Annotated in this window: 30 protein-coding genes; 12 read left to right on the forward strand and 18 right to left on the reverse strand. The window is 57.3% G+C overall.

Annotated features, from left to right (window positions below; all coding sequences use genetic code 11):
- Positions 1-121: 121 nt before the first annotated feature.
- On the reverse strand, positions 122-880 hold the full coding sequence (locus tag RHM56_RS18355) for a Nif3-like dinuclear metal center hexameric protein (RefSeq protein ID WP_322234734.1): 759 nt from the start codon (positions 878-880) through the stop codon (positions 122-124).
- Positions 881-982: 102 nt separating this feature from the next.
- Between RHM56_RS18355 and algW the strand changes: the two genes are divergently transcribed.
- Positions 983-2140 (forward strand): Do family serine endopeptidase AlgW, encoded by a 1158-nt coding sequence (gene algW / locus RHM56_RS18360; RefSeq protein ID WP_322234736.1) that lies wholly within the window; start codon positions 983-985, stop codon positions 2138-2140.
- An 86-nt stretch (positions 2141-2226) separates the two neighbouring features.
- On the opposite strand, the gene hisC is transcribed toward algW, so the two are convergent.
- The 10 genes from hisC to RHM56_RS18410 all read right to left on the reverse strand — a co-directional run bounded on the left by hisC (position 2227) and on the right by RHM56_RS18410 (position 10279).
- On the reverse strand, positions 2227-3279 hold the full coding sequence (gene hisC / locus RHM56_RS18365) for a histidinol-phosphate transaminase (RefSeq protein ID WP_322234738.1): 1053 nt from the start codon (positions 3277-3279) through the stop codon (positions 2227-2229).
- Positions 3280-3281: 2 nt separating this feature from the next.
- On the reverse strand, positions 3282-4610 hold the full coding sequence (gene hisD, locus RHM56_RS18370; protein ID WP_322234740.1) for a histidinol dehydrogenase: 1329 nt from the start codon (positions 4608-4610) through the stop codon (positions 3282-3284).
- Positions 4611-4772: 162 nt separating this feature from the next.
- Positions 4773-5408, reverse strand: a complete 636-nt coding sequence (gene hisG / locus RHM56_RS18375; RefSeq protein WP_322234742.1) for an ATP phosphoribosyltransferase — start codon at positions 5406-5408, stop codon at positions 4773-4775.
- 182 nt (positions 5409-5590) lie between these two features.
- Positions 5591-6856: a UDP-N-acetylglucosamine 1-carboxyvinyltransferase gene (gene murA / locus RHM56_RS18380; protein WP_322234745.1), complete on the reverse strand. Its 1266-nt coding sequence runs from the start codon at positions 6854-6856 to the stop codon at positions 5591-5593.
- 31 nt (positions 6857-6887) lie between these two features.
- On the reverse strand, positions 6888-7127 hold the full coding sequence (locus RHM56_RS18385) for a BolA family protein (RefSeq protein WP_019408827.1): 240 nt from the start codon (positions 7125-7127) through the stop codon (positions 6888-6890).
- 114 nt (positions 7128-7241) lie between these two features.
- Positions 7242-7547: an STAS domain-containing protein gene (locus RHM56_RS18390; RefSeq protein WP_019408828.1), complete on the reverse strand. Its 306-nt coding sequence runs from the start codon at positions 7545-7547 to the stop codon at positions 7242-7244.
- Positions 7544-8194, reverse strand: coding sequence for an ABC transporter substrate-binding protein (locus RHM56_RS18395; RefSeq protein WP_322234747.1), 651 nt, complete (start codon positions 8192-8194; stop codon positions 7544-7546). The genes RHM56_RS18390 and RHM56_RS18395 overlap by 4 nt, the downstream gene beginning before the upstream one ends.
- Before the next feature lie 11 nt (positions 8195-8205).
- Positions 8206-8673 (reverse strand): outer membrane lipid asymmetry maintenance protein MlaD, encoded by a 468-nt coding sequence (gene mlaD / locus RHM56_RS18400; protein WP_019408830.1) that lies wholly within the window; start codon positions 8671-8673, stop codon positions 8206-8208.
- Positions 8673-9470: a lipid asymmetry maintenance ABC transporter permease subunit MlaE gene (gene mlaE / locus RHM56_RS18405; RefSeq protein ID WP_019408831.1), complete on the reverse strand. Its 798-nt coding sequence runs from the start codon at positions 9468-9470 to the stop codon at positions 8673-8675. The genes mlaD and mlaE overlap by 1 nt, the downstream gene beginning before the upstream one ends.
- Entirely contained in the window at positions 9470-10279 is an 810-nt protein-coding gene (locus RHM56_RS18410) for an ATP-binding cassette domain-containing protein (RefSeq protein WP_019408832.1), read from the reverse strand. Before RHM56_RS18410 ends, mlaE begins: the two co-directional genes overlap by 1 nt.
- Before the next feature lie 293 nt (positions 10280-10572).
- Between RHM56_RS18410 and RHM56_RS18415 the strand changes: the two genes are divergently transcribed.
- From RHM56_RS18415 to RHM56_RS18460, 10 genes are all read left to right on the forward strand, one after another.
- A complete protein-coding gene (locus RHM56_RS18415; protein ID WP_322234752.1) occupies positions 10573-11547 on the forward strand; it encodes a KpsF/GutQ family sugar-phosphate isomerase in 975 nt (324 codons plus the stop codon).
- Positions 11547-12071 (forward strand): HAD family hydrolase, encoded by a 525-nt coding sequence (locus tag RHM56_RS18420; protein WP_322234754.1) that lies wholly within the window; start codon positions 11547-11549, stop codon positions 12069-12071. The genes RHM56_RS18415 and RHM56_RS18420 overlap by 1 nt, the downstream gene beginning before the upstream one ends.
- Before the next feature lie 8 nt (positions 12072-12079).
- The gene (gene lptC, locus RHM56_RS18425) at positions 12080-12652 is read left to right on the forward strand and encodes an LPS export ABC transporter periplasmic protein LptC (RefSeq protein ID WP_322234756.1); all 573 of its coding nucleotides are present in this window, start codon (positions 12080-12082) and stop codon (positions 12650-12652) included.
- Positions 12639-13184, forward strand: coding sequence for a lipopolysaccharide transport periplasmic protein LptA (lptA, locus tag RHM56_RS18430; RefSeq protein ID WP_322234759.1), 546 nt, complete (start codon positions 12639-12641; stop codon positions 13182-13184). Before lptC ends, lptA begins: the two co-directional genes overlap by 14 nt.
- Entirely contained in the window at positions 13184-13909 is a 726-nt protein-coding gene (gene lptB, locus RHM56_RS18435) for an LPS export ABC transporter ATP-binding protein (RefSeq protein WP_322234761.1), read from the forward strand. The genes lptA and lptB overlap by 1 nt, the downstream gene beginning before the upstream one ends.
- 224 nt (positions 13910-14133) lie before the next feature.
- Complete coding sequence (locus RHM56_RS18440) at positions 14134-15627, forward strand: RNA polymerase factor sigma-54 (protein ID WP_322234763.1); 1494 nt, start codon at positions 14134-14136, stop codon at positions 15625-15627.
- A gap of 76 nt (positions 15628-15703) precedes the next feature.
- Positions 15704-16012 (forward strand): ribosome hibernation-promoting factor, HPF/YfiA family, encoded by a 309-nt coding sequence (gene hpf, locus RHM56_RS18445; RefSeq protein WP_322234765.1) that lies wholly within the window; start codon positions 15704-15706, stop codon positions 16010-16012.
- Positions 16013-16024: 12 nt separating this feature from the next.
- Positions 16025-16489, forward strand: coding sequence for a PTS IIA-like nitrogen regulatory protein PtsN (ptsN, locus tag RHM56_RS18450; RefSeq protein ID WP_322234767.1), 465 nt, complete (start codon positions 16025-16027; stop codon positions 16487-16489).
- A 2-nt stretch (positions 16490-16491) separates the two neighbouring features.
- Positions 16492-17349, forward strand: a complete 858-nt coding sequence (gene rapZ / locus RHM56_RS18455; RefSeq protein ID WP_322234770.1) for an RNase adapter RapZ — start codon at positions 16492-16494, stop codon at positions 17347-17349.
- 16 nt (positions 17350-17365) lie between these two features.
- Complete coding sequence (locus RHM56_RS18460; protein WP_322234772.1) at positions 17366-17638, forward strand: HPr family phosphocarrier protein; 273 nt, start codon at positions 17366-17368, stop codon at positions 17636-17638.
- A gap of 109 nt (positions 17639-17747) precedes the next feature.
- Here the strand turns inward: RHM56_RS18460 and RHM56_RS18465 are convergent, their stop codons facing one another.
- The 6 genes from RHM56_RS18465 to pmbA form a co-directional block, all read right to left on the reverse strand.
- A complete protein-coding gene (locus RHM56_RS18465) occupies positions 17748-18641 on the reverse strand; it encodes a ZIP family metal transporter (RefSeq protein WP_322234774.1) in 894 nt (297 codons plus the stop codon).
- Between the two features lie 27 nt (positions 18642-18668).
- Entirely contained in the window at positions 18669-19280 is a 612-nt protein-coding gene (locus tag RHM56_RS18470; protein WP_322234776.1) for a superoxide dismutase, read from the reverse strand.
- 1 nt (position 19281) lies between these two features.
- Entirely contained in the window at positions 19282-19731 is a 450-nt protein-coding gene (locus tag RHM56_RS18475) for a hypothetical protein (RefSeq protein WP_322234778.1), read from the reverse strand.
- 33 nt (positions 19732-19764) lie between these two features.
- Positions 19765-21141 carry a class II fumarate hydratase gene (locus RHM56_RS18480; protein ID WP_322234780.1) on the reverse strand — a complete coding sequence of 459 codons (1377 nt, stop codon included), beginning with the start codon at positions 21139-21141 and terminating at the stop codon, positions 19765-19767.
- Positions 21134-21529, reverse strand: coding sequence for a FagA protein (locus RHM56_RS18485; RefSeq protein ID WP_322234782.1), 396 nt, complete (start codon positions 21527-21529; stop codon positions 21134-21136). The genes RHM56_RS18480 and RHM56_RS18485 overlap by 8 nt, the downstream gene beginning before the upstream one ends.
- A 239-nt stretch (positions 21530-21768) precedes the next feature.
- Positions 21769-23115, reverse strand: coding sequence for a metalloprotease PmbA (gene pmbA, locus RHM56_RS18490; RefSeq protein ID WP_322234784.1), 1347 nt, complete (start codon positions 23113-23115; stop codon positions 21769-21771).
- A gap of 107 nt (positions 23116-23222) precedes the next feature.
- Between pmbA and yjgA the strand changes: the two genes are divergently transcribed.
- Positions 23223-23744 carry a ribosome biogenesis factor YjgA gene (yjgA, locus tag RHM56_RS18495; protein WP_019408849.1) on the forward strand — a complete coding sequence of 174 codons (522 nt, stop codon included), beginning with the start codon at positions 23223-23225 and terminating at the stop codon, positions 23742-23744.
- A gap of 44 nt (positions 23745-23788) precedes the next feature.
- Here yjgA and tldD read toward each other — a convergent pair whose 3' ends face one another.
- Positions 23789-25231 carry a metalloprotease TldD gene (gene tldD / locus RHM56_RS18500; RefSeq protein WP_322234786.1) on the reverse strand — a complete coding sequence of 481 codons (1443 nt, stop codon included), beginning with the start codon at positions 25229-25231 and terminating at the stop codon, positions 23789-23791.
- Between the last annotated feature and the right edge of the window lie 16 nt (positions 25232-25247).

Consider the following 25247-nt stretch of genomic DNA (forward strand, 5'->3'; position numbering starts at 1 on the left):
TAAGAATAGATCGCCGGGTTTGGCCATTCCGCCCCTGTAGGAGCGAGCTTGCCTCGCGATCTGTTGATCTTTAGAAGCAAAAGATCGCGAGGCAAGCTCGCTCCTACAAAGGGACGTGCCGTTAAATCGGATTTGGGCAATCGATAAACAGATGTTCCAGCGCAAAGCGTCGTGCCAGGTAATCGCCCAGCGCTTGTACGCCGTAGCGCTCGGTGGCGTGATGCCCGGCCGCGATAAAGCTGATGTCGTTTTCGCGTGCGCTGTGGAAGGTTTGCTCAGAGGCTTCGCCACTCAGGTACAAATCAACACCCGCCAATACCGCCTGGTCGATGTAGCCCTGGCCGCCGCCCGTGCACCAACCCACGCGGCGAATCATTTCACTGCCTTCAATCAACAATGGCTCGCGTCCCAGGGCTTCTTGTACTCGCCGGGCAAAATCACGTGCAGTCATCGGTTCAGCCAATGAGCCCACCAACCCCACGACTTTGCTGTTGCTCGGGTCCAGCGGGCCCTCAACGGTGATCTCCAACTGCCGCGCCAATTGCACGTTGTTGCCCACGTCAGGGTGCAGGTCAAGGGGCAAGTGATACGCCAGCAAACTGATGTCGTGCTTGAGCAGGGTTTTCAGACGGCGCTGCTTCATGCCGGTGACGCAAGGGTCTTCGCCCTTCCAGAAATAGCCGTGGTGCACCAGTACCAAATCGGCCTGGGCCTCGACGGCAGCATCGAGCAGCGCCTGGCTTGCGGTCACGCCGCTGACGATGCGCAGCACTTGCGGTCGGCCTTCAACTTGCAATCCGTTGGGGCAGTAATCGCTGATGGCAGCGCAGTTCAGGTAACGATTTGCTTCTTCTACCAGCGTGCTCAGAGCGACAGCCATAAAAGACTCCTAAATATAGCGTTCAGAGGTGCTCGTGCCCTCGTATAATGGCCGCCATTATGGGCCGTCGAGATGGCTCTGCAACCTTCAGGACTGAGTTCAATGTTTAAGGCTTTGCGTTTTTTTGGCTGGCCACTGCTGGCTGGCGTGCTTATCGCTTTGCTGATTATTCAACGTTATCCGCAATGGGTCGGCTTGCCGACGCTGGACGTTAATCTGCAACAAGCCCCGCGAACCAGTTACGTTCAGCAAGGCCCCGTCACGTATGCCGACGCCGTGACGCGTGCAGCCCCCGCTGTCGCCAACCTGTACACCACCAAAGTGGTGAACAAAAATGCCAGCCCGCTGTTTGATGACCCGCAGTTCCGACGTTTTTTCGGTAACAACGTGCCTAAGCAAAAGCGCATGGAATCCAGCCTGGGTTCGGCCGTGATCATGAGCCCGGAAGGCTACTTGCTGACCAATAACCATGTGGTGACCGGCGCCGACCAGATTGTAGTGGCCCTCAAGGATGGTCGCGAAACACTGGCACGGGTGATCGGCAGCGACCCTGAAACTGATTTGGCCGTACTCAAGATTGACCTGAAAAACTTGCCCGCCATCACCATTGGGCGCTCCGACACATTGCGCATCGGCGACATTGCCCTGGCCATTGGCAACCCGTTTGGCGTCGGTCAAACCACGACCATGGGCATCATCAGTGCCACGGGGCGTAACCAATTGGGGTTGAACAACTACGAAGACTTTATTCAGACCGATGCGGCGATCAACCCCGGCAACTCGGGCGGTGCGCTGGTGGATGCCAATGGCAACCTGACCGGTATCAATACCGCGATTTTTTCCGAGTCGGGTGGCTCGCAAGGGATCGGCTTTGCCATCCCGATCAATCTGGCGATGGAAGTCATGAAGTCGATTATCGAGCACGGCCAGGTTATTCGTGGCTGGCTGGGGATTGAGGTTCAGTCGCTGACACCGGATCTGGCGGAGTCTTTTGGTATGAATGGACGCCCAGGGATCGTGGTCGCGGGGATTTTCCGTGACGGCCCAGCGCAAAAAGCCGGCTTGCAGTTAGGTGATGTGATTCTGAGCATTGATGGCGAACCGGCCAACGATGGCCGCCGCTCCATGAACCAGGTGGCCCGGATCAAGCCTTCGGACAAGGTCGAGATTCAGGTACTGCGCAACGGCAAAGAGCTTAAGCTCTTTGCCGAAGTGGGCCTGCGTCCACAGCAAGAACAGCCGGCGCATACTGAAAAATAAATACACCCCCTGTAGGAGCGAGCTTGCCTCGCGATCTTTTAAAGATCAAAAGATCGCGAGGCAAGCTCGCTCCTACAAGGCGTTAGTTAGATAGCTGATAACCCTTCAATCAGCGCTGCGTTCTGCTCCGGCGTGCCGATGCTGATCCGCAGGAACTGCGCAATACGCAGTTGCTTGAAGTGACGCACGATCACGCCCTGCTCGCGCAATTTGGCCGCCAGTGCTGCCGCATCGTGTTCCGGGTGACGCGCGAAGATAAAGTTCGCCGCCGACGGCAACACTTCAAAACCCAGCGCCTGTAATTGACCCACCACTTGCTCGCGACTGTCGATCACGGCCTTGCAGGTGTGCTCGAAGTGCTCGCGGTCGGCGAACGCTGCCGCAGCACCAGCAATCGCTACGCGGTCCAGCGGGTAGGAGTTGAAGCTGTTTTTGATCCGCTCCAGCGCTTCGATCAGATCAGGATGGCCCACCGCCAGGCCCACGCGCAAACCTGCCAGCGAGCGCGATTTGGACAGGGTCTGGGTCACCAGCAAGTTCGGATAGCGGTCCACCAGGCTGATGGCCGTCTCGCCGCCAAAGTCGATGTAGGCCTCATCCACCACAACCACCGAATCCGGACTGGCTTTGAGGATTTGCTCAACAGCGTCCAGCGCCAGCAAACAGCCCGTCGGCGCGTTGGGGTTAGGGAAGATGATGCCGCCGTTTGGCTTGGCATAGTCCGTTGGCTGGATCTGAAACTGCTCATCCAGCGGCACGGCGTCAAATTCAATGCCGTAAAGGCCGCAATACACGGGGTAGAAGCTGTAGCTGATGTCCGGAAACAGCAGCGGTTTGTCGTGCTGCAACAAGCCGTTGAAGATGTGGGCCAGCACTTCGTCAGAGCCGTTGCCGAGGAACACCTGACGGGGCTGAACGCCGTAGTACTCGGCCACCGCCTGCTTGAGCAGATCGCTGTTTGGGTCCGGGTACAGACGCAGGTTGTCGTTGATCTCTGCCCGCATCGCGTCCAGCGCCTTTGGCGAAGGGCCGTACGGGTTTTCGTTGGTGTTGAGCTTGACCAGCTTGGTCAGTTTTGGCTGCTCACCCGGCACGTAAGGCACCAGTTCTTTAACGAACGAACTCCAGAATTTACTCATGCTTATTGCCCCTGTTCGGTGTCGGCGATGATCCGGTATTCAGCACTGCGAGCGTGGCCGGTCAGTGATTCACCGCGGGCCAGAATCGAAGCCGTCTTGCCCAGGTCAGAAGCGCCCTGCTCCGAGCAAAAGATGATCGATGAACGCTTCTGGAAGTCATAGACGCCCAGCGGCGAGGAGAAACGCGCGGTGCCGGACGTCGGCAATACGTGGTTAGGGCCTGCGCAGTAATCGCCCAAGGCTTCGGATGTATGACGCCCCATGAAGATCGCACCGGCGTGGCGAATCTGCGGCAACCAGGCTTGAGGGTCGGCGACCGACAGCTCCAAGTGTTCCGGGGCAATGCGGTTGGCCACGTCGATGGCTTGCTGCATGTCATTGACCAGAATCAACGCACCGCGACCATTGATCGAGGTGTTGATGATGTCAGCACGCTCCATGGTCGGCAGCAACTTGGCGATGCTGGCGGCGACTTTGTCGAGGAACTCGGCGTCCGGGCTGACCAGAATGGCTTGCGCGTCTTCGTCGTGCTCGGCCTGGGAGAACAGGTCCATGGCGATCCAGTCCGGATCGGTCTGGCCATCGCACACCACGAGGATTTCCGAAGGCCCGGCGATCATGTCGATCCCCACTTGGCCAAATACGTGACGCTTGGCGGTTGCCACATAGATGTTGCCGGGGCCTACCACTTTGTCGACTTTCGGCACGCTTTCGGTGCCGTAGGCCAACGCGGCGACGGCTTGTGCTCCGCCGATGGTGAACACCCGGTCAACACCCGCGATACAGGCCGCAGCCAGCACCAACTCGTTGATCTCGCCACGCGGGGTGGGCACGACCATGACCACTTCGGTAACGCCTGCCACTTTGGCCGGAATCGCGTTCATGAGAACCGAAGACGGGTAAGACGCTTTGCCGCCTGGCACGTACAAACCGGCGCGGTCCAGCGGCGTGACCTTTTGGCCCAGCACAGTGCCGTCAGCTTCGGTGTAGCTCCAGGAGTCCTGCTTCTGTTTTTCGTGGTAGCTGCGTACCCGTTGGGCGGCTTTTTCCAGCGCTTCACGCTGCGGCGCGGTGATACGGGTCAAGGCCAGCTCCAATCGCTCGCGTGGCAGGATCAGATCTGCCATCGAGTTAACGCTCAGCCCGTCAAAGCGCTGGGTGAACTCAACCAGTGCCGCATCGCCGCGCTCGCGCACCGCCTTGATGATGTCGAGCACACGCTGGTTAACCGAGTCGTCAGACACACTTTCCCAGCTCAGCAAATGATCCAGATGCTGCGCGAAGTCCGGATCAGCAGCGTTGAGTCGGCGAATTGCGGTGGGAGCGGTCATAGCGAGGGCCTCGGTAATGGGCGATTGCTTGGAATTGATGAGGTTGCGGATCTCAGGCACCACAAGACTACCAAGCCATCCGCGTGGGTACCTGAGATTTCTGGCGATTACACGGATGGATGGGCGCGACGTCAGGGATCAACCCCTTATCGCGCAGGTGTGTCAGCCGCGGTGTCGAGATTCCACTGCTTTGCGCAGGGTATCGATCAGGGCTTGAATGCGGGCGTGCTGCATTTTCATCGACGCTTTATTAACCACCAGGCGGGAGCTGACGGCGGCAATGAAGTCCTGAGGTTCCAGGCCGTTGGCACGCAAGGTGTTGCCCGTATCGACCACGTCGATGATCTTGTCGGCCAGACCAATCAACGGAGCCAGCTCCATCGAGCCGTACAGCTTGATGATGTCGACCTGACGGCCTTGCTCGGCGTAGTAACGCTTGGCGATATTGACGAACTTGGTGGCAACACGCAGGCGGCCTTTGGGTTCAACGGCACCGATGGCACCGGCAGTCATCAGCTTGCACTGGGCAATCTGAAGATCCAGAGGCTCGTAAAGGCCCTGGCCGCCGTATTCCATGAGCACGTCTTTACCCGCAACACCGAGGTCTGCCGCGCCATGCTCAACGTAAGTCGGCACGTCGGTGGCGCGTACGATCAGCAGACGTACGTCGGGTTGTGAGGTCGGGATGATCAGCTTGCGGCTTTTGTCCGGATTCTCGCTCGGCACAATGCCCGCTTCAGCCAGAAGCGGCAGGGTGTCGTCAAGGATACGGCCCTTGGACAGTGCAATGGTCAACATGGGAAACGTAAGTCCTTATCAGGGTACTTATGCCCGGACGCAATCGGCGCCGGACATGCATCGAGCCTGATAGTCAGGCTCGACTTGAACGATTCGAGGCCAGGTAAGGTAACGCTTGCGAGCGCTTACGTCACCTGGCGGCTGGACACGATCCATGTGCCCATGAGGCCAAACACCAAAAACTAGCCCGGAACGCGGCGGATTTTGGCACCCAGCATTTGCAGTTTCTCTTCGATGCACTCGTAACCACGGTCGATGTGGTAGATGCGGTCGATCAGGGTGTCGCCTTCAGCAACCAGTGCCGAGATCACCAGGCTGGCCGACGCACGCAGGTCGGTGGCCATGACGGGCGCGCCTTTCAGCGTTTCGGTACCGGTGACGATGGCCGTGTTGCCTTCGACCTGGATCTTGGCGCCCATGCGGTGCAGTTCGTACACGTGCATGAAGCGGTTTTCGAAGATGGTCTCGATGACCGCGCCCGTGCCTTCAGCAATGGCGTTGAGCGAGATGAACTGAGCTTGCATGTCCGTCGGGAACGCCGGATACGGAGCTGTACGCACGTTCACCGCTTTAGGGCGCTTGCCGTGCATGTTCAGCTCGATCCAGTCTTCACCCGTGGTGACTTCGGCGCCCGCTTCCTTGAGTTTTTCAAGGACGGCTTCAAGGATGGTCGGATCCGTATCCTTGACCTTAACGCGGCCACCGGTCACGGCGGCAGCAACCAGATACGTACCGGTTTCGATACGGTCCGGCATCACGCGGTAAGTGGCGGAATGCAGCTCTTTTACGCCATCAATGGTGATGGTGTCAGTGCCCGCGCCGCTCACCTTGGCGCCCATGGCGTTCAGGAAGTTGGCCAAGTCGACGACTTCAGGCTCGCGTGCAGAGTTCTGCAACACGCTGCGGCCATTGGCCAGTGCTGCGGCCATCATGATGTTTTCAGTGCCGGTTACGCTGACAGTGTCGAAGAAGAAATTCGCACCGTGCAAGCCGCCTTCTGGCGCCTTGGCCTTGATGTAACCGCCTTCAACGTCAATCACTGCGCCCATGGCTTCAAGGCCACGGATGTGCAGGTCGACCGGACGCGAACCAATGGCGCACCCACCTGGCAACGCGACTTCAGCGTAACCGAAGCGAGCAACCATCGGGCCCAGCACCAGGATCGACGCACGCATGGTTTTAACCAGTTCGTACGGGGCTACCAGGGTTTTGATGGTGTTCGGGTTGATTTCGACGCTGAGTTTTTCATCAATCACCGGCTCAATGCCCATACGACCGAACAGCTCGATCATGGTGGTGATGTCATGCAAATGCGGCAGGTTGGCTACCGTTACCGGGCCATTACACAGCAAGGTCGCAGCCAGAATCGGCAGAGCAGAGTTCTTTGCACCGGAAATACGGATTTCGCCATCAAGACGGGCACCGCCGGTAATAATCAATTTATCCATAACAATCTCGACGCCTATTGGCTCAGGGGGCTCAGGCGCGCTCGGCCCAGGCCGCGCTGCTGAAGAATTTCATAGTGACCGCATGGATGCTGCCATCAGCAATCCACGGGTTCAAATGGGCATAGATGCTTTGTTGACGCTTGACCGGGCTCAGAGCCACCAGTTCGTCACTAATCACGTTCAGCTGAAAGTTGCAGCCTTCGCCCTCAACTTCTACCTGGGTTCCAGGCAGCTTTCCCTCAAGAAAGCTCTTCACTTCTACGGCCTGCATGCTCAACCTCAATCGGCGCCTAACGCGCGCTGGTCGGCCATCATACAAAAAAGCCCCGCGCCTGCGAACCCCGCATAACAGGACTCTGACGGGGGGCTTTTCTATAAATGGCTATTAATGATGTGCCAGCAACTCGGTCAGACCCGAGACCTGAGCGATTTCGCGCATGTCGTCGGGCAAACCGGTAATGCTCATTGGCTTGTTCAGGGCTTGTGCGTCACGGATGTAACACAGCAACAATGACAAACCGACGCTGCTGGATTTGGTGACCGCCGAGCAATCCACCACCAGGGCTTTGGCCAAGGCCTTTTTGATCAGGGCCTGGCCTTCCTTGCGCAAGCGAGGGCCAGTCTGATAGTCGAGCACGCCGCTGAGGCGCAACTCGCTTTCGCCAGCCAGGGTTACGGCGGCGTCAGTCATTGGCTCAATTTCTCGTCGGTTTTTTCCTTGGCCTTGGCAACTTCCCCTGCCCAGCCATCGATGGTCTTATCGAGGTTATTGCCGTTGCGCTGCATGGCGTCGGCGAACTGATCACGGAACAGTTTGCCAATGTTGATGCCATTGATGATGACGTTACGCACCTTCCACTCGCCATTCACTTGGGCAAGGGTGTAGGAAACAGGGTAAACCGCGCCGTTGGCACCTTTGACTGTCATGGGAACAGAAACGTTGCCACCGTCCGATTGCTGTCTGGCGTCCCCGACACTGATGCCTTCGTTCTTGAACTCAAGCAGGGCATTGCCATAGAACTGGATCAGGCTGCGCTTGAAGTTCTCTTGAAAACGCTGCATCTGCGCAGGCGTGGCGTTGCGCGAATATTTCACAGTCATGATGCTTTTGGAAACACCGTCAACATCGACTACCGGCCCGACAATGTTGTTCAGAGCGTCATAAAATTCGCTTGGATTGGCCTTGTACTTTTCTTTGTTGGCGGACAGGTCAGCCAGCAATTGAGTGGTCGTGGTTTGAACGATGTCATGGGGAGACTGCCCCGGTGCAGCACTCGCCATCAGGGGCATCGCTGCCGCCAACATGATCAGCAGGCCACGGCGCAAGAGAGAAATCATCTAAAAGCTCCTTATTTGGCTTCTTTGCTAACGGTATTCATCAGGAATTTTCCGATCAGGTCTTCAAGGACCAGCGACGACTGAGTGTCGTGAATGGTTCCGCCATCCTTGAGTACAGCGTCTTCACCGCCCACGCTAATACCGATGTACTTCTCGCCCAACAGGCCAGCGGTGAGAATAGACGCTGTCGAGTCGGTCGGCAGGTTATCCACTTTCTTTTCCAGTTGCAGGGTGACACGGGCCGTGAAGTTGTCACGGTCCAGATCAATCGCAGTGACCTTGCCAATGGTCACGCCCGCCATTGTGACTTTGGCGCGCACGGTCAGACCGGCAATGTTGTCAAAGTAGGCATATAGCTTGTAGGTGTCTGTACTGGCCGTCGGCGACAGTCCACTGACTCGCAGGGCAAGTAACAGTAAAGCCAGGATGCCAGCCAGCAGGAACAGGCCGACACCGATTTCCATGGTGCGGTTTTGCATCAGAAATCTCCAAACATCAAGGCGGTCAAAATAAAGTCCAGCCCGAGGACTGCCAGAGAGGCATACACCACGGTCTTGGTAGTGGCACGGCTGATCCCCTCTGATGTGGGCTCGCAGTCATAACCTTGAAACACAGCAATCCAGGTCACTACAAAGGCAAACACGATGCTTTTGATGATCCCGTTAATCACGTCACCACTGAAGGTCACGCTGTTTTGCATATTGGCCCAGTAAGAACCGTCGTAGACGCCCAGCCAGTCTACCGCCACCCACGAACCGCCCCAGATGCCGACCACACTGAAAATCATCGCCAGCAGCGGCAGGGAAATGAATCCGGCCCACAAACGCGGCGCAATGATGTACTTGAGCGGATCGACGCCAATCATTTCCAGGCTGGACAATTGTTCGGTGGATTTCATGTTGCCGATTTCAGCGGTCAATGCAGACCCGGCGCGCCCCGCGAACAATAGAGCGGTCACAACCGGCCCCAGTTCCCGCAGCAGGGTCAGAGCAACCATTTGTCCGACGGCCTGTTCGGAGCCATAGCTGGACAAGATACTGAAGCCTTGCAGCGCCAGCACCATGCCGATGAACACCCCTGACACGACGATAATCACCAGCGACATGACACCGACAGAATGCAGTTGCTTGAGCAGCAGCCCAAAGCCACCGCCAATGCCGCCACGCCCCAGCAATGCGTGAAACAGGAAGATCGTCGAACGCCCCAGCACCGAGACCATGTCGATCCCGGCTCGGCCGAACAATCCGACACGATCAATAATTGATTTTTTGGGCATCAACGCTTCCCCAGAAGATCGGTTCGGTAGTCTGACGCCGGAAAATGGAACGGAACCGGGCCATCCGGATCGCCGTTCATGAACTGACGTATGCGCGGATTATCGGCATTCATCAGCTCTTCTGGCGTGCCCTGCCCCAACACCTGACCATCACCGACGACATATAAATAGTCGGAAATACTCGCTGTTTCAGCCAAGTCGTGGGAAACCACGATGCTGGTGATGCCCAACGCGTCGTTGAGCAGGCGGATCAGCCGCACCAGCACCCCCATGGCAATGGGATCTTGCCCTACAAAGGGCTCGTCATACATCAGGATTTGCGGGTCCATGGCAATCGCCCGCGCCAACGCCACACGACGCTTCATGCCCCCCGACAGCTCATCGGGCATCAGGTTGATTGCCCCACGCAGCCCCACCGCCTGCAATTTGAGCAGAACGATGTCGCGAATCATCTCTTCGGGCAGTTGAGTGTGAACGCGCAGCGGGAACGCTACGTTTTCGAACACGTCCAGGTCGGTGAACAGGGCTCCGCTCTGAAATAACACACCCATGTGCTTGCGAGCATCGAACAGATCACTGCGCGACAACGTCGGCAGATTCTGACCGTTGACCCACACTTCGCCGTTGCTGGGACGCAGTTGCATTCCCATCAAGCGTAAAAGGGTTGTCTTGCCGCAGCCGGACGGGCCCATGATTCCCGTGACTTTGCCACGCGGAATTCGAATATCGACATTATTGAAGATGCTGCGCGTACCGCGCTTGAAGGAAACCCCCTTCAGCTCGACCGCGTAGGCGTTATCGGCGCTCATCTAAACTCCTTGCGATACAGCTTCTGCCTCTCACCTGGACACCAAGCTTCTGATTAGGAAGCACGCGTTCCCTGGGCGGGCCGAACTGGCGGCGAACTATACCACTGCTAATACGGACCGCCCAAGGCCGAAGGAGTGCCCTCTCAGGTTACGGACCGTTAAATAAAGTCGATTTATCCACAAGTCCAACAGTACCTTGTTACCTGAAGCAACAAAGCACGACGATCAAACGTGAGGGAATTGCGCATAACCGCTATAATCGCTGCCTTTTCTCAGGCTACCCGACCTTAAACATGAGCCAATCCAGCGACTTGATTCAATCTGCCCAACGCACCATCCGCCTCGAACTGGAAGCCGTAGAAGGTTTGCTGGCCCATATCGACGCTGATTTCGTACGCGCTTGCGAGATGATTCTGGCAAGCAAGGGCCGAGTAGTCGTGGTCGGCATGGGCAAATCGGGGCATGTAGGCAACAAGATTGCCGCCACCCTGGCCAGCACCGGCACCACGGCCTTTTTTGTTCATCCCGCTGAAGCCAGCCATGGTGACATGGGCATGATCACTCGCGATGACATCATCCTCGCCCTGTCCAATTCTGGGACAACGACTGAAATCGTCACCCTGCTGCCACTGATCAAACGCCTGGGTATTAAACTGATCAGCGTCACCGGCAACCCGAACTCGACACTGGCAAAAGCCGCCGAAGTGAACCTCAATGTTCATGTCGACCACGAGGCCTGCCCGCTGAACCTGGCACCGACCTCCTCTACCACCGCCGCTCTGGTCATGGGCGATGCCTTGGCCGTGGCGCTGCTGGACGCTCGCGGCTTTACCGCTGAAGACTTTGCCTTCTCGCACCCAGGTGGCGCCCTGGGCCGCCGCCTGCTGCTGAAGGTCGAGAACGTCATGCATTCGGGCGATGAACTGCCGAAAGTGGTGCGCGGCACCTCGCTTAAAGAAGCCTTGATGGAAATGACCCACAAAAGTCTGGGCATGACGGTCATCGTCGAAGAAGACGGTCGACTGGCCGGGATCTTTACTGACGGCGACTTGCGCCGCACCCTGGACCGCGAAATTGACATCCGCAATGCAACCATTGATTCAGTCATGACACCGCATGGCAAAACGGCTCGGGCCGAAATGCTTGCGGCCGAAGCCTTGAAAATCATGGAAGACCACAAAATCAGCGCGCTGGTGGTTGTCGACAAGGAAGACCGTCCGGTCGGCGCCTTGAACATGCACGACTTGCTGCGCGCAGGAGTAATGTAATGACCAGCGAACTGCTTAAACGCGGCAAAGGCATCAAACTCGCGATCTTCGACGTCGACGGCGTTCTGACCGACGGCCGCCTGTACTTCCTCGAAGACGGCAGCGAATTCAAGACCTTTAACACCCTCGACGGCCAAGGCATCAAGATGCTGATGGCTGCTGGCGTGCAAACGGCAATCATCAGCGGTCGCAAGACCCCGGTGGTCGAGCGCCGCGCGCAAAACCTGGGTATCCCGCACCTTTATCAGGGCCGTGAAGATAAATTGGTGGTTTTGGACGAGCTTCTCGGCCAACTCGGCCTAAGCTATGAACAGGTCGCCTATTTGGGCGATGACCTGCCCGACTTGCCGGTTATTCGCCGGGTCGGCCTGGGCATGGCGGTTGCCAATGCTGCCAGCTTTGTTCGCGAGCACGCCCATGGCGTCACCCAGGCACGCGGCGGAGAAGGTGCTGCCCGCGAGTTTTGCGAGCTCATCCTGCGCGCCCAAGGCTGCCTGGATGCAGCCCACGCCGCCTACTTATAGAGCTTTCCATGCTGAGTAAAAAAATTCGTAACATTCTGTTATTCACAGTCATTGCCGCGCTTTTCGCGGCAGTAGGCTACTGGAATATCAGCCCTGAGCGTTTTCTCGACCAGCCGACAGCGGCCGTCGACGAAACCGCTATCGACTATTACGCAACCAATGCGCATAGCCTGCAGTATTTGCCGGACGGCAAGCTGCAATATGAAATGACATCAGACAAGGTCGAACATTTGAAGGCTTCTGAAGTCACATTGTTGACCAAGCCTGACCTGCAAATGTATCGCGGCACGCCCTACCCTTGGCACGTGCAGAGCGAGCGCGGCGAAGTCAATCCGGACGGCAGCCAGGTCGAACTGATCGATTCTGTGCGCGTTGCCCGTACAGACGAAAAAAATCGCACTACGATTATTACCAGTACCCGCATGACTGTATTCCCGCAGAAGCAATATGCGCAGACCGACCGAGACGTTAGAATCGACGGCGCTGGTGGTGTGACGACTGGCAAGGGAATGAAAGCATATTTGAAAGACGGCAGGATGGACCTGCTGTCCAACGTAAGAGGACAGTATGAGTCTCGTTAAAACCCTCCCTTTATTGCTCAGTCTGAGCGCAGCACTGGGAAGCGCGAGCGCCTGGGCTCTGCCGAATGACAACAAGCAGCCTATCCGTATCCAGGCCGACGAAGCCCAACTGGATGACAAGCAAGGCGTCGCGACTTACAAGGGCGATGTGATCATCACCCAAGGGTCCATGAAAATTACCGGTAACACCGTCACCATTACCCGCAATGCAGCGGGCGAAATCGACGTGGTGACATCGGTAGGTAATCTGGCTTATTTCGAACAACTGCAAAAAGCGACTGACCCGAAACCGGTTCAGGCGTATGCCGTGACGATTCAATATCATGCGCCGCAAAACCGCATCGTGCTGATCGACAAGGCCAAAGTCATCAATGACGGCAACACGACCGAAGGCGAGAAGATCGTCTACGACACCGTGAAACAAGTTGCCAATGCTGGCCGTGCCAATGGCACCAATGTCACCGCGCCTCGTCCACGCATTGACATGGTGATTCAGCCGAAGAAGAAAACCGACCAGCAGAAGGCCCAGTAATGGCAACTCTGAAAGCCCAGCATTTGGCTAAAAGCTACAAGAGCCGCCAAGTGGTACGTGACGTGAGCCTGTCAATCGACAGCGGGCAAATCGTTGGCTTGCTCGGCCCAAACGGCGCAGGTAAAACGACCTGTTTCTACATGATCGTCGGCCTGGTTCAGGCTGATCAAGGTCGCGTACTGATCGACGATCTGGACGTCAGCCACCAGCCTATGCATGGCCGCGCACGCGCCGGCATCGGCTACCTGCCACAAGAAGCCTCGATTTTTCGCAAGCTGTCAGTGGCCGATAACATCATGGCGATTCTCGAAACACGCCAGGAACTCGACAAGGCCGGTCGTCGCAAAGAACTGGAAAGCCTGCTGCAGGAATTTCATATCAACCACATCCGTGACAACCTCGGCATGAGCTTGTCCGGTGGTGAGCGCCGCCGGGTAGAAATTGCCCGCGCACTGGCGACCAACCCCAAGTTCATCCTGCTCGATGAGCCGTTTGCAGGTGTTGACCCGATCTCCGTGGGCGACATCAAGCAAATTATTCACCACCTCAAAGCCAAGGGCATTGGCGTGTTGATCACCGATCACAACGTCCGTGAAACCCTCGATATTTGCGAAACGGCTTATATCGTCAACGACGGCCAACTGATCGCTGAAGGCGATGCTGAAGCGATTCTTGCCAACGATTTGGTGCGCGAAGTGTACCTGGGTCACGAGTTCCGCCTCTAAACCCACGCGGGGGCGGGCCCTGAAGCATTGAGCAATCGCATGCATTGCCATGTCTTTCAGGGACCGCTCTCACGCCGTTATCGGCCTTAGCACAAACTTATTAAAAATGCCCCCTAGGCAAACGCACCGGTTACAGGCATATAATTTGCTTATGTTTGGCGCTCACGCGCCCTTGTAGTGGATGGCGCCATGTGCGCCGGCGAATAAGGTGTTAAGCCCCTGCCATGAAACCATCGCTAGTCCTGAGAATGGGCCAGCAGCTGACAATGACACCTCAGCTGCAACAAGCCATCCGTCTGCTCCAATTGTCGACCCTGGACCTGCAACAGGAAATCCAGGAGGCCCTGGAATCCAATCCGATGCTCGAACGCCAGGAAGATGGCGACGACTTCGATAATGCCGATCCCATGGCCGACAACATTGAGCAAAAACCCAGCAACGACACTCCGGAACCCTCTTACCAAGAATCCGCGCCGACCGTGGATAACCTGGAAGAAGGCGAGTGGAACGAGCGCATCCCTAACGAGCTACCTGTAGACACTGCCTGGGAAGACATCTACCAGACCAGCGCCAGCAGCCTGCCAAGCAACGATGACGACGAGTGGGACTTCACGACCCGCACCTCTGCTGGTGAAAGCCTGCAAAGCCATCTGCTGTGGCAATTGAACCTTGCGCCGATGTCTGACACCGATCGACTGATCGGCGTAACACTCATCGACTGCATCAACAATCAGGGCTACCTCGACGAAACCCTCGAAGAGATCCTCGAAGCCTTTGATCCAGAACTGGACATCGAACTCGACGAGATCGAAGCCGTTCTGCACCGCATTCAGCAATTCGAACCGGCCGGTATTGGTGCGCGTAATCTGGGCGAGTGCCTGCTGCTGCAATTGCGCCAACTGCCCGCGAAAACACCTTGGCTGAACGAAGCCAAACGCTTGGTGACCGATTACATCGACCTGCTGGGCGCCCGCGACTACAGCCAGTTGATGCGCCGCATGAAGCTCAAGGAAGACGAGCTGCGCCAGGTCATCGAGCTGGTACAAAGCCTGAACCCGCGCCCTGGCTCACAAATCGAGTCGAGCGAAGCCGAGTACGTCGTTCCTGACGTCATCGTGCGCAAGGACAACGAGCGCTGGCTGGTGGAGTTGAACCAGGAGTCCGTGCCGCGCCTGCGGGTCAACCCGCAATACGCAGGTTTCGTGCGCCGCGCTGACACCAGCGCCGACAACACGTTCATGCGCAACCAGTTGCAAGAAGCACGCTGGTTCATCAAAAGCCTGCAGAGCCGCAATGAAACACTGATGAAAGTGGCGACCCAAATCGTCGAGCATCAGCGTGGTTTTCTGGAATATGGCGACGAGGCCATGAAGCCGCTGGTGCTGCATGACATCGCAGAAGCAGTCGGCATGCACGAATCGACCATTTCACGGGTCACCACCCAAAAATTCATGCATACCCCGCGCGGTATTTATGAATTGAAGTACTTTTTTTCGAGCCACGTCAGCACCTCTGAAGGCGGTGAATGCTCGTCCACAGCGATCCGCGCCATCATCAAAAAACTGGTCGCAGCTGAAAATCAGAAAAAGCCGTTGAGTGACAGCAAGATCGCTGGTTTACTGGAGGCACAAGGTATTCAGGTGGCCCGTCGCACCGTCGCCAAGTACCGCGAATCCCTCGGGATCGCGCCTTCGAGCGAGCGCAAGCGTTTGATGTAAGCCACGGGCCACAGCGTTTCAGTGGCAGGCTGCTCAGCCTGTCACTTTATGCAATGGCAACAGAAGGAGAAACTGTATGCAAGTCAACATCAGTGGACAACATCTGGACGTCACCCAAGCGCTGCGCGACTCGATCAATGACAAATTCGCACGACTGGAGCGCCACTTCGACAAAATCACCAACGTGCAGGTGATTCTTACTGTTGAAAAACTTCAACATAAAATCGAGGCTACTCTCAATATCCACGGTGGAGAGGTTGTCGGTAATGCTGTTCATGAAAACATGTATACAGCCATCGATAACCTCTACGACAAGCTTGATCGCCAACTGAAAAAGCATAAGGAAAAGACCCAAAGCCTGCTTCAGGGCGCAACGGGTCGTTAATACTCCCTACCCATGATTCAACTTGAAAATATCCTGACCCCCGGCCGTTCCCTGGTGAACGCGCCGGGCGGCAGTAAAAAGAAAGCGCTCGAGCAAATTGCCAACCTGATCAGCCGCGGAGTGCCTGATCTGGAACAGCAAGATGTTTTTGAAGCGTTGATCGCCCGTGAAAAACTGGGTTCCACCGGTTTTGGTAACGGCATCGCCATCCCCCATTGCCGCCTCAAGGGCTGCAAGTCGCCTGTTAGCGCCTTGCTGCACCTGGATGCTCCCATAGATTTCGACGCCATCGATGGCGCGCCGGTCGACCTGCTCTTCGTTTTGCTGGTGCCAGAAGCGGCAACCGACGCACACCTGGAACTGCTCCGGCAGATTGCCAGCATGCTCGATCGTAAAGAAGTGCGCGACAGACTGCGCGAAGCACCTAGCAACGAATTGTTGTATCAGGTTGTTCTGGACGTACAGAACGGTCATTAATCATGCGCTTAGTCATTGTCAGCGGACGCTCCGGCTCCGGTAAAAGCACCGCCCTCGCCGTCCTTGAAGACAACGGTTTTTACTGCATCGACAACCTGCCTGCCGGGTTACTGCCTGAACTGGCAGAACGTGCGCTTATTCATACAGAATTGGCGCAACCGCTGGTGGCTGTTTCTATTGACGCACGTAACCTGCCCAGTCATTTGTCACGCTTTCCGCAATTGCTTGAAGAAGTGCGAAATCGCCATATCCAGTGCGATGTCCTGTTCCTGGATGCAGACGAAGAAACCCTGCTCAAGCGCTTCTCGGAAACCCGTCGGCGTCACCCGCTGAGCAGTGCAAGTCGCTCGCTGGCTGAAGCCATACGCGACGAAACACAGTTGCTCGGGCCGATTGCTGACCTGGCCGACCTGACCATCAACACCACCAACCTGAACCTGTATCAGTTGCGCGACACCATTAAGTTGCGCCTGCTGAACAAGCCTGAGCCAGGCACTGCCTTTCTGGTTGAGTCGTTTGGTTTCAAGCGCGGCATGCCGGTGGATGCCGATCTGGTGTTTGATGTGCGCTGCCTGCCCAATCCGTATTGGAAGCCTGAGTTGCGTGAGCAATCCGGGCTGGATCAACCGGTCGCCGATTATCTGGCCGCACAGCCGGATGTCGAAGAGATGTTCCAGGACATCTCCAGCTATCTGCTTAAATGGCTACCCCGCTTTGCTGCCAGCAACCGCGCATACGTCACCATCGGCATTGGCTGCACGGGCGGTCATCACCGTTCGGTGTACCTGACCGAACGCCTCGGTAAATGCCTGCAAGAAACTCTGAAGAACGTCCAGGTTCGCCACCGCGACCTTACTTGAAAGGATCAACCCCGCGATGCCTGCTCTGGAAATCGAAATCATCAACAAACTGGGTTTGCACGCTCGGGCATCAGCAAAATTCGTCGGCGTCGCCGGGCAGTTCCCTTGTCAGATAAGGGCTGGCCGTACACCCGAATCTATGGTCGACGGCAAGAGCATCATGGCCATGATGATGCTCGCCGCTGGCAAGGGCACTAAAATCCATTTGAAGACTGAAGGCGAGCAAGAACAGGAAGCACTGGATGCACTGGTCAAGCTCATCAACAACTACTTCGATGAGGGTGAGTGAAGAGCAGCCCGGCGTAACGGTAGGAGCGAGCTTGCCTCGCGATCTTTTAAGATCAAAAGATCGCGAGGCAAGCTCGCTCCTACTGGTTTTTAGGGCATCAAGGCGGGCGTTAGCCCAGTGCGGTGTCCATCACCATCATCAGGCAGAAGCCGATACACAAACCCAGGCTAGCCAGCTTTTCGTGACCGTTGCGCCGCGACTCGGGGATGACTTCTTGGGTCACCACCAGCAACATCGCCCCTGCCGCCAATGCCAGCCCCAACGGCAATAGCACTTCTGCCAAATTGACCAACCAGGCACAGAGCAACGCAAATACCGGTTCGACCAAGCCTGATGCAGCGCCAATCAAGAACGCCTTGACCCGCGACATGCCAGCACCCGCCAGCACCAACGCGATCACCAGCCCTTCGGGCACATCCTGCAACGCAATGCCCATCGCCAGGCTATCGGCGTCTGGCATGCCGCCACCGGCCGAGACCCCGACCGCCATCCCTTCCGGGATGTTGTGCGCCACAATGGCAATCACAAACAGCCAGATGCGCGGCGCAATCACCGGCTCACCAGGGCGGCTGACAAACATTTCCGGCCCAGCTCCAGAGACCTTTCGATCCACCAGAAACAGACACAAAGCGCCCAGCAGAATGCCCGCACTGACTAGACCACTTGAAGCCCAAGGGGACAGGCCGAGGTTTTGAGCCGCTGCAATACCCGGCACAATCAGCGAGAAAGCCGTAGCCGCCAACATGACCCCGGCCCCAAAACCCAACAAGCTGTCGCTGACCGCTATTGGCATTTTGCGAATAACCAACACCGGCACAGCACCCAAAGCGGTACCCAGCGCGCACAGCGCACCGCCTTGCAATGCCCGCAACAGCCTCGGCTCAAGATCCAGCCAGACCAGGCCCTTAGCCACTAGCAGGGCGGTGCCCGCCAACAGCAAGAGCGTGCCCAACGCATAGCGAAACATTCGCACGCCACCGACCGCTAAAATTTGCGAGCCCATAATCTGCCTGAATCCTTCTCGGTAGGCTTAGGCAATCGCAGCTTGGTAACGCTGTGCCACTTCCGGCCAATTAATCACGTTGTAAAACGCATTAATGTATTCCGGGCGGCGATTCTGATAACGCAAGTAGTAGGCGTGCTCCCATACGTCCAATCCCAAAATCGGGGTATTGCCGCTCATCAGCGGGCTGTCCTGGTTACCACTGCTCTCAACAACCAGTTCTTTGTCCGGCGTCACACTGAGCCAAGCCCAGCCACTGCCAAAACGGGTCAAGGCGGCCTTGGTGAAGTTTTCCTTGAAGGTGTCCAGACCACCCAGTTGCTCATCAATCGCCTTGGCCAATGCACCGTCAGGCTGACCACCCCCTGTGGGGCTCATGACTTCCCAAAACAGCGAATGGTTAGCATGCCCGCCGCCCTGGTTGATCACGGCTGCACGCAGTTTCTCAGGCAGTTGATGAACGCTGGCGACCAGTTTCTCGACCGGCCATTGCGCCCACTCGGTTCCATCGACTGCTGCATTGAGGTTATTGATGTAGGTCTGATGGTGCTTGGTGTAGTGAATTTCCATGGTCTGCGCATCGATATGCGGCTCAAGCGCGTCGTAGGCATAAGGCAAGGCAGGCAAGGTGTAAGTCATATCAATGTGCTCCTGAGTGATGGCCGCTGACCGTTGAGAACTCGTGGCTGGATTGAGCCACAGTGCTTTTGAGCAATAAGTTGGAGCGCGGGTATTCGCCGTGCTCGCTGATAAAGTTCAAAAGTTCGACATAGGTTTTGCTGCTCTGACGCAATGCGGCTTCACGCAGTGCCGGCGTCAGGCGTGCGTTCTGCATGGTTTGCAGTAAACGCTGGTGAATCGCACAGAGGTACTCAACGCTCTCCTCCGGCTGGTTAAGGCGCAAGTGCAGATCCGCCAGGTTGTGATGCGAAATGACACAGGCCGCCACTGCTTCGTCGGCATCACTCCAGCGCTCGAACAACACTTGCGCGAGCGCCAGCGCCTGCAAGTAGTGTTCTCGGGCATCGACCAGCTCGCCCTCAGCGAAACAGCGATTGGCTCTTTCGATCGTGCGTTTCCAGTGCTCCATGTGAACCTCCAAAGCAGTGTTTAGGTCGATCAGTTAAACGCCGCCAGCCGTCAGCTTCTCGGGGTCGAGCAAGACCTCAAGCTGACTGCGCGGCAGGTCGATGTATTCAAGGGCGACGTCAATCACCGGACGCCCCTGTTGGTAAGCGGTCTTGGCGATCTCGGCGGCTTTCTGATAGCCGATGATCGGGTTCAGGGCCGTCACCAGAATGGGATTACGCGACAGCGCTTCCTTGAGCTTGGCTTCGTTGACCTTGAAGCTGGCAATGGCCTTGTCGGCCAGCAAGCGGCTGGCGTTGGCCAGCAGTTCAATGCTGCTCAGCAGGTTTTGTGCAATGACCGGCAGCATCACGTTCAACTCAAAGTTGCCCGACTGACCAGCGATGGTGATCACCGTGTCATTGCCGATCACCTGAGCGGCAACCATCGCCGTGGCTTCCGGGATCACCGGATTGACCTTGCCCGGCATGATCGAAGAACCCGGCTGCAAGGCTTGCAGTTCAATCTCACCCAGGCCTGCAAGCGGGCCGGAGTTCATCCAGCGCAAGTCGTTGGCGATTTTCATCAAAGACACAGCCGTCGCTTTGAGTTGACCCGACACAGAAACCGCCGTGTCCTGCGAGCCGATCAAGGCAAACAGGTCTTTGCCGGGCGTGAATGTGACATGGGTCAGCGCGCTGAGCTGTTGATTGAACAGCCCGGCAAACTGTGGATGCGCGTTGATGCCCGTGCCTACCGCAGTGCCGCCCTGGGCCAGCGATTGCAGCGCCGGTTGCAGGTTGTGCAGGTGTTCGATATTGGCCTTGAGCTGCTGCGCCCAGCCATTGAGCACTTGGCTCATGCGCACTGGCATGGCGTCCATCAAGTGCGTACGCCCGGTTTTAACGTAGACGTGAACCTGCTCGGCCTTGTGCTCGATCACCTGTACCAGATGCGTGAGCGCTGGCAGCAGTTCCTCGTGCAGACCCAAGGCGGCGCTGACATGGATGGTGGTGGGAATGATGTCGTTGCTGCTTTGCCCGCAGTTGACGTGATCGTTAGGGTTGACCACTTCACCCAGCACTCGCGTCGCCAGGGTGGCGATCACTTCGTTGGCGTTCATGTTGGAGCTGGTGCCCGAACCGGTCTGGAAAATATCCACCGGGAAGTGCTCCATAAAATCGCCCGCCAGCAGGATCTGCGTGGCCTCGACAATGGCATTGCCCTGCGCTTCGCTGATTTGCTTGAGTTCAACGTTGGCCTTGGCGGCAGCAGCCTTGGCCAGAATCAGTGCGCGAATGAATTGCGCAGGCATACGTTGATGACTGATCGGGAAGTTATCCACCGCACGTTGAGTTTGTGCGCCATACAGCGCCGCCTCAGGTACGTGCAATTCACCCATGCTGTCACGTTCGATACGCGTATTACTCATCAGGAAATCCTTGCAGCAGTTCTGTTAAAGAAATTGAAGGTTCGAGTTCGCTGGTTGCCAATTGCCAGGCACAGCTCTGCCAGCGCTTGAGGCGGCAGTTGCACAGGGCTTGATTTTCCATATCGCGCAGCGGGCGCCACGCATGGTCCAGGCACAGGGTGCGCCAGTGCCAGGGCAAGGCCGTATCGGATGCTGTATCCAACAATAGGCGGAACGAGGTGACGGCAATCATCCACGGGGATGTCGCCGTGCAGCCAGCAAGATAGCGGCCTTCGGCAAGGTAATGCTCAATCAGACGCGGCTCGTCTGGCGCAAGCCCGCAACGGATCTGACGGCTCATCCAGCGCCAGCTTTCCAGATAGGGGCCTTCATGCAAGGCTGAACTCATGACCTAGGCTCGCTCGATAATGAGATTCATTATTAAGCGATATCGATTATCAAAACAAGTCCGCTGTAACCCCACCTCCCGTAGGCAAGCTCGCTCTACACGGCATGTTGTTGTAGTCGTTGACGAGGGACGAGGCTGCGATGCGGGCCGCAGGACCGCCATTTGGAGTCAGAAAACGCACATACAAAAAAGGCGTATCACCCGCAAAGGTGATACACCCGGGATAACGCGGAGCAGGTTTAGCTGCCCGCCACCATCATGCGTTCGATCAGCACCGAGCCGGTGCGGATGTTGCTGCGCAGCTCCAGGTCATTACCCACGGCAACGATCTGTTTGAACATGTCGCGCATGTTGCCCGCGATGGTGACTTCTTGAACCGGGAACTGGATCTCGCCATTTTCGACCCAGAAACCTGCCGCGCCACGGGAATAATCGCCCGTCACCATGTTCAGGCCGCTGCCCATCAACTCGGTCACGAACAAGCCTCGGCCCATGCGACGGATCAATGCGGCCTGGTCTTCATCGCCATGGGTCACGAACAGGTTGTGCACGCCGCCCGCGTTGGCGGTGCTCGGCAGACCCAATTTGCGGCCCGAGTAAGTGCTGAGGATGTAGGACACCAGTTCGCCGTCTTTGATGAACGGTTTGGCGTAGGTGGCCAGGCCATCGTTGTCGAATGAAGAACTGCCCATGGCGCGCATCAGGTGCGGGCGTTCATCTAGGGTCAGCCACTCGGGGAAGATTTGCTGGCCCATGGCATCCAGCAGGAAGGACGACTTGCGGTACAGATTGCCGCCCGAAATTGCGCCCAGAAAGCTACCGAACAAACCACCCGCCAGTTCCGCCGAAAACAATACCGGGACTTCGCAGGTGGGCACCGGGCGCGAGCCCAGACGGCGAGCCGCACGCTCAGCAGCGCGCTGGCCGATGCTGGCCGCGTCCATCAGCAGTTCGCCCTGGCAGTTAACGTCATACCAATAGTCGCGCTGCATTTGGCCGTCGCCTTCAGCGATCATCACGCAGCTCAGGCTGTGACGGGTCGACGCCGAACCGCCGATAAAACCGTTGCTGTTGCCGTACACGCGGCAACCTTGATGGGTGCTCAGCGTGGTGCCATCCGCGTTTTTGATCCGGCTGTCAGCGTCAAAAGCGGCGGCTTCACACGCCAGCGCTTTTTCGATGGCCTGTTCCGGGGTGATGTCCCACGTGTGGAACACATCAAAATCTTTGAGATCGCGCGCCATCAGGCTCGCATCAGCCAGGCCCGAGCTTTCGTCTTCCGAGGTGTGTTTGGCAATCGCCAAGGCGGCGGCTACCGTTTCGCGAATGGCATCAGGGCCGGTGGCCGAAGTGCTGGCCGAGCCTTTGCGCTGGCCAACGTACAGCGTGATGCCAAAACCCTGGTCACGATTGAACTCAACGGTTTCGACTTCGCGCTGACGTACAGAGGTCGACAGGCCCTGCTCCAGCGACACGGCGACTTCGCAGGCGCTGGCACCCTGGCGCTTGGCTTCGGCGATGATTTGCTCGACCTGCTGTTGCAGTGCCGGCAAGGCCTGCGGGCCGACGCTTTGTACTGCACTCATGGTTTTCTCCACTCAAATTCTGTTTTCGGTAGGGCCGCCGAGCGACCGGGCCGGACAAGCGGCCCCCGACTGGTTATCATGGCGGCGTTTCTTTGCGGACTGCCACCATGGTTGATTCTTACGACGACGCCTTCGACGGCGAAAAAAGCAAAACACAGGTCAAAAAAGAGCTGCATGCTCTGGTTGATCTGGGCGAGCGTCTCACGACTCTCAAGCCTGATTTGCTGAACAAAATGCCTTTGACTGACGCAATGCGGAAGGCTCTGGCAGATGCTCCAAAACACACGGCTCACATTGCGCGCAAGCGCCATATGATGTTCATCGGCAAACTGATGCGCGATCAACCGCTTGACGAAATTCTTGCGTTGATCGATCAAGTCGATGCCTCTTCTCGCCAATACAACGAACGTTTCCACAACCTCGAACGCTGGCGTGATCGCCTGATCGAAGGCGACGACGCTGTACTGGAAAAGTTTGTTGCCGAGTTTCCTGAGGCTGATCGCCAGCAAATGCGCTCGATCATCCGTCAGGCCAAACACGAACTGGCTCATAACAAGGCACCGGCCTCAAGCCGCAAATTGTTCAAGTACATTCGTGGGTTGGACGAGACACAACGCGGTCTGCGTTAACTCTCGTACGTGGACGGGTTGCCCTGCAACCCGCCCACTGCCCATCAACCGCCCGTACCGCCTACTGTAATCGCGTCAATCTTCAAGGTTGGCTGCCCAACGCCGACCGGCACCGACTGCCCATCCTTGCCACACGTGCCCACGCCGCTGTCCAGCGACAGATCGTTACCGACCATCGACACTTTGCTCATCGCTTCCGGCCCGTTGCCAATCAGGGTCGCACCTTTGACTGGGCGAGTGATTTTGCCGTCTTCGATCAAGTAAGCCTCGCTGGTGGAGAACACAAACTTACCGCTGGTGATGTCGACCTGACCACCGCCCAGATTCGCGCAATAGATGCCTTTCTTCACCGAGGCAATGATTTCGGCCGGATCGCTTTCGCCGCCCAGCATGTAAGTGTTGGTCATGCGTGGCATCGGCAGGTGTGCGTACGATTCGCGGCGGCCATTGCCGGTACGCGCAACGCCCATCAGGCGCGCGTTGAGCTTGTCTTGCATGTAGCCCTTGAGCACGCCGTTTTCAATCAACGTGGTGCATTCGGTCGGGGTGCCTTCGTCATCGACGCTCAACGAGCCACGACGGCCGGCCAACGTGCCGTCATCGACGATGGTACATAGCTTGGACGCAACCATTTCGCCCATGCGACCGCTGTAGGCTGAACTGCCTTTGCGGTTGAAGTCGCCTTCCAGACCATGCCCGACCGCTTCGTGCAGCAATACGCCGGACCAGCCCGAGCCCAAAACCACTGGCATGGTGCCCGCAGGTGCCGGCACGGCCTCAAGGTTGACCAGCGCCTGGCGCAACGCCTCACGGGCGTAGCCCATGGCGCGGTCGTCGGTCAGAAAGTAGCGGTAGTCGGTACGCCCGCCGCCGCCATGCCCGCCGCGCTCGCGACGGCCATTTTGCTCAACGATCACACTCACGTTGAAACGCACCAGCGGGCGCACATCGGCTGCCAGGCCGCCGTCGGTGGAGGCCACCAGAATGCGCTCCCAAACCCCGGCCATGCTTACAGTCACTTGCTGAATACGCGGATCAAGGGCCCGCGTGGCCGCATCGACGCGCTTGAGCAGCTCGACCTTCTCGGCACGGCTAATGACTTCCAGCGGGTTGTCCGGGGCATATAACTGAGCCACGTCTTGCGTGGTAAAGGCTTGCACGGTGCCGTTTTGCCCGGCGCGAGAGATGGAGCGGGCCGCTCGCGCCGCCAGACCCAAGGCTTCTAGCGTGATGGCGTTGCTGTAGGCAAAACCGGTTTTCTCGCCCGACTGGGCGCGCACGCCAACGCCCTGATCGAGGTTAAAGCTGCCTTCTTTGACGATGCCGTCTTCCAGTGCCCAGGACTCTGAAATCTGGCCTTGGAAATACAAATCTGCCGCATCAATCCCAGGCCCAGCCAGGTCTCCCAGCACGCTTTGCAGACTTTCGATGGTGACACCGCCCGGTGCCAACAGGTGTTCGCTGACTGAGGTCAACAACTCGCTCATAGTTACTCCGTCTTGA

The organism is Pseudomonas sp. CCC3.1 (assembly GCF_034347405.1).
GTDB lineage: Bacteria > Pseudomonadota > Gammaproteobacteria > Pseudomonadales > Pseudomonadaceae > Aquipseudomonas.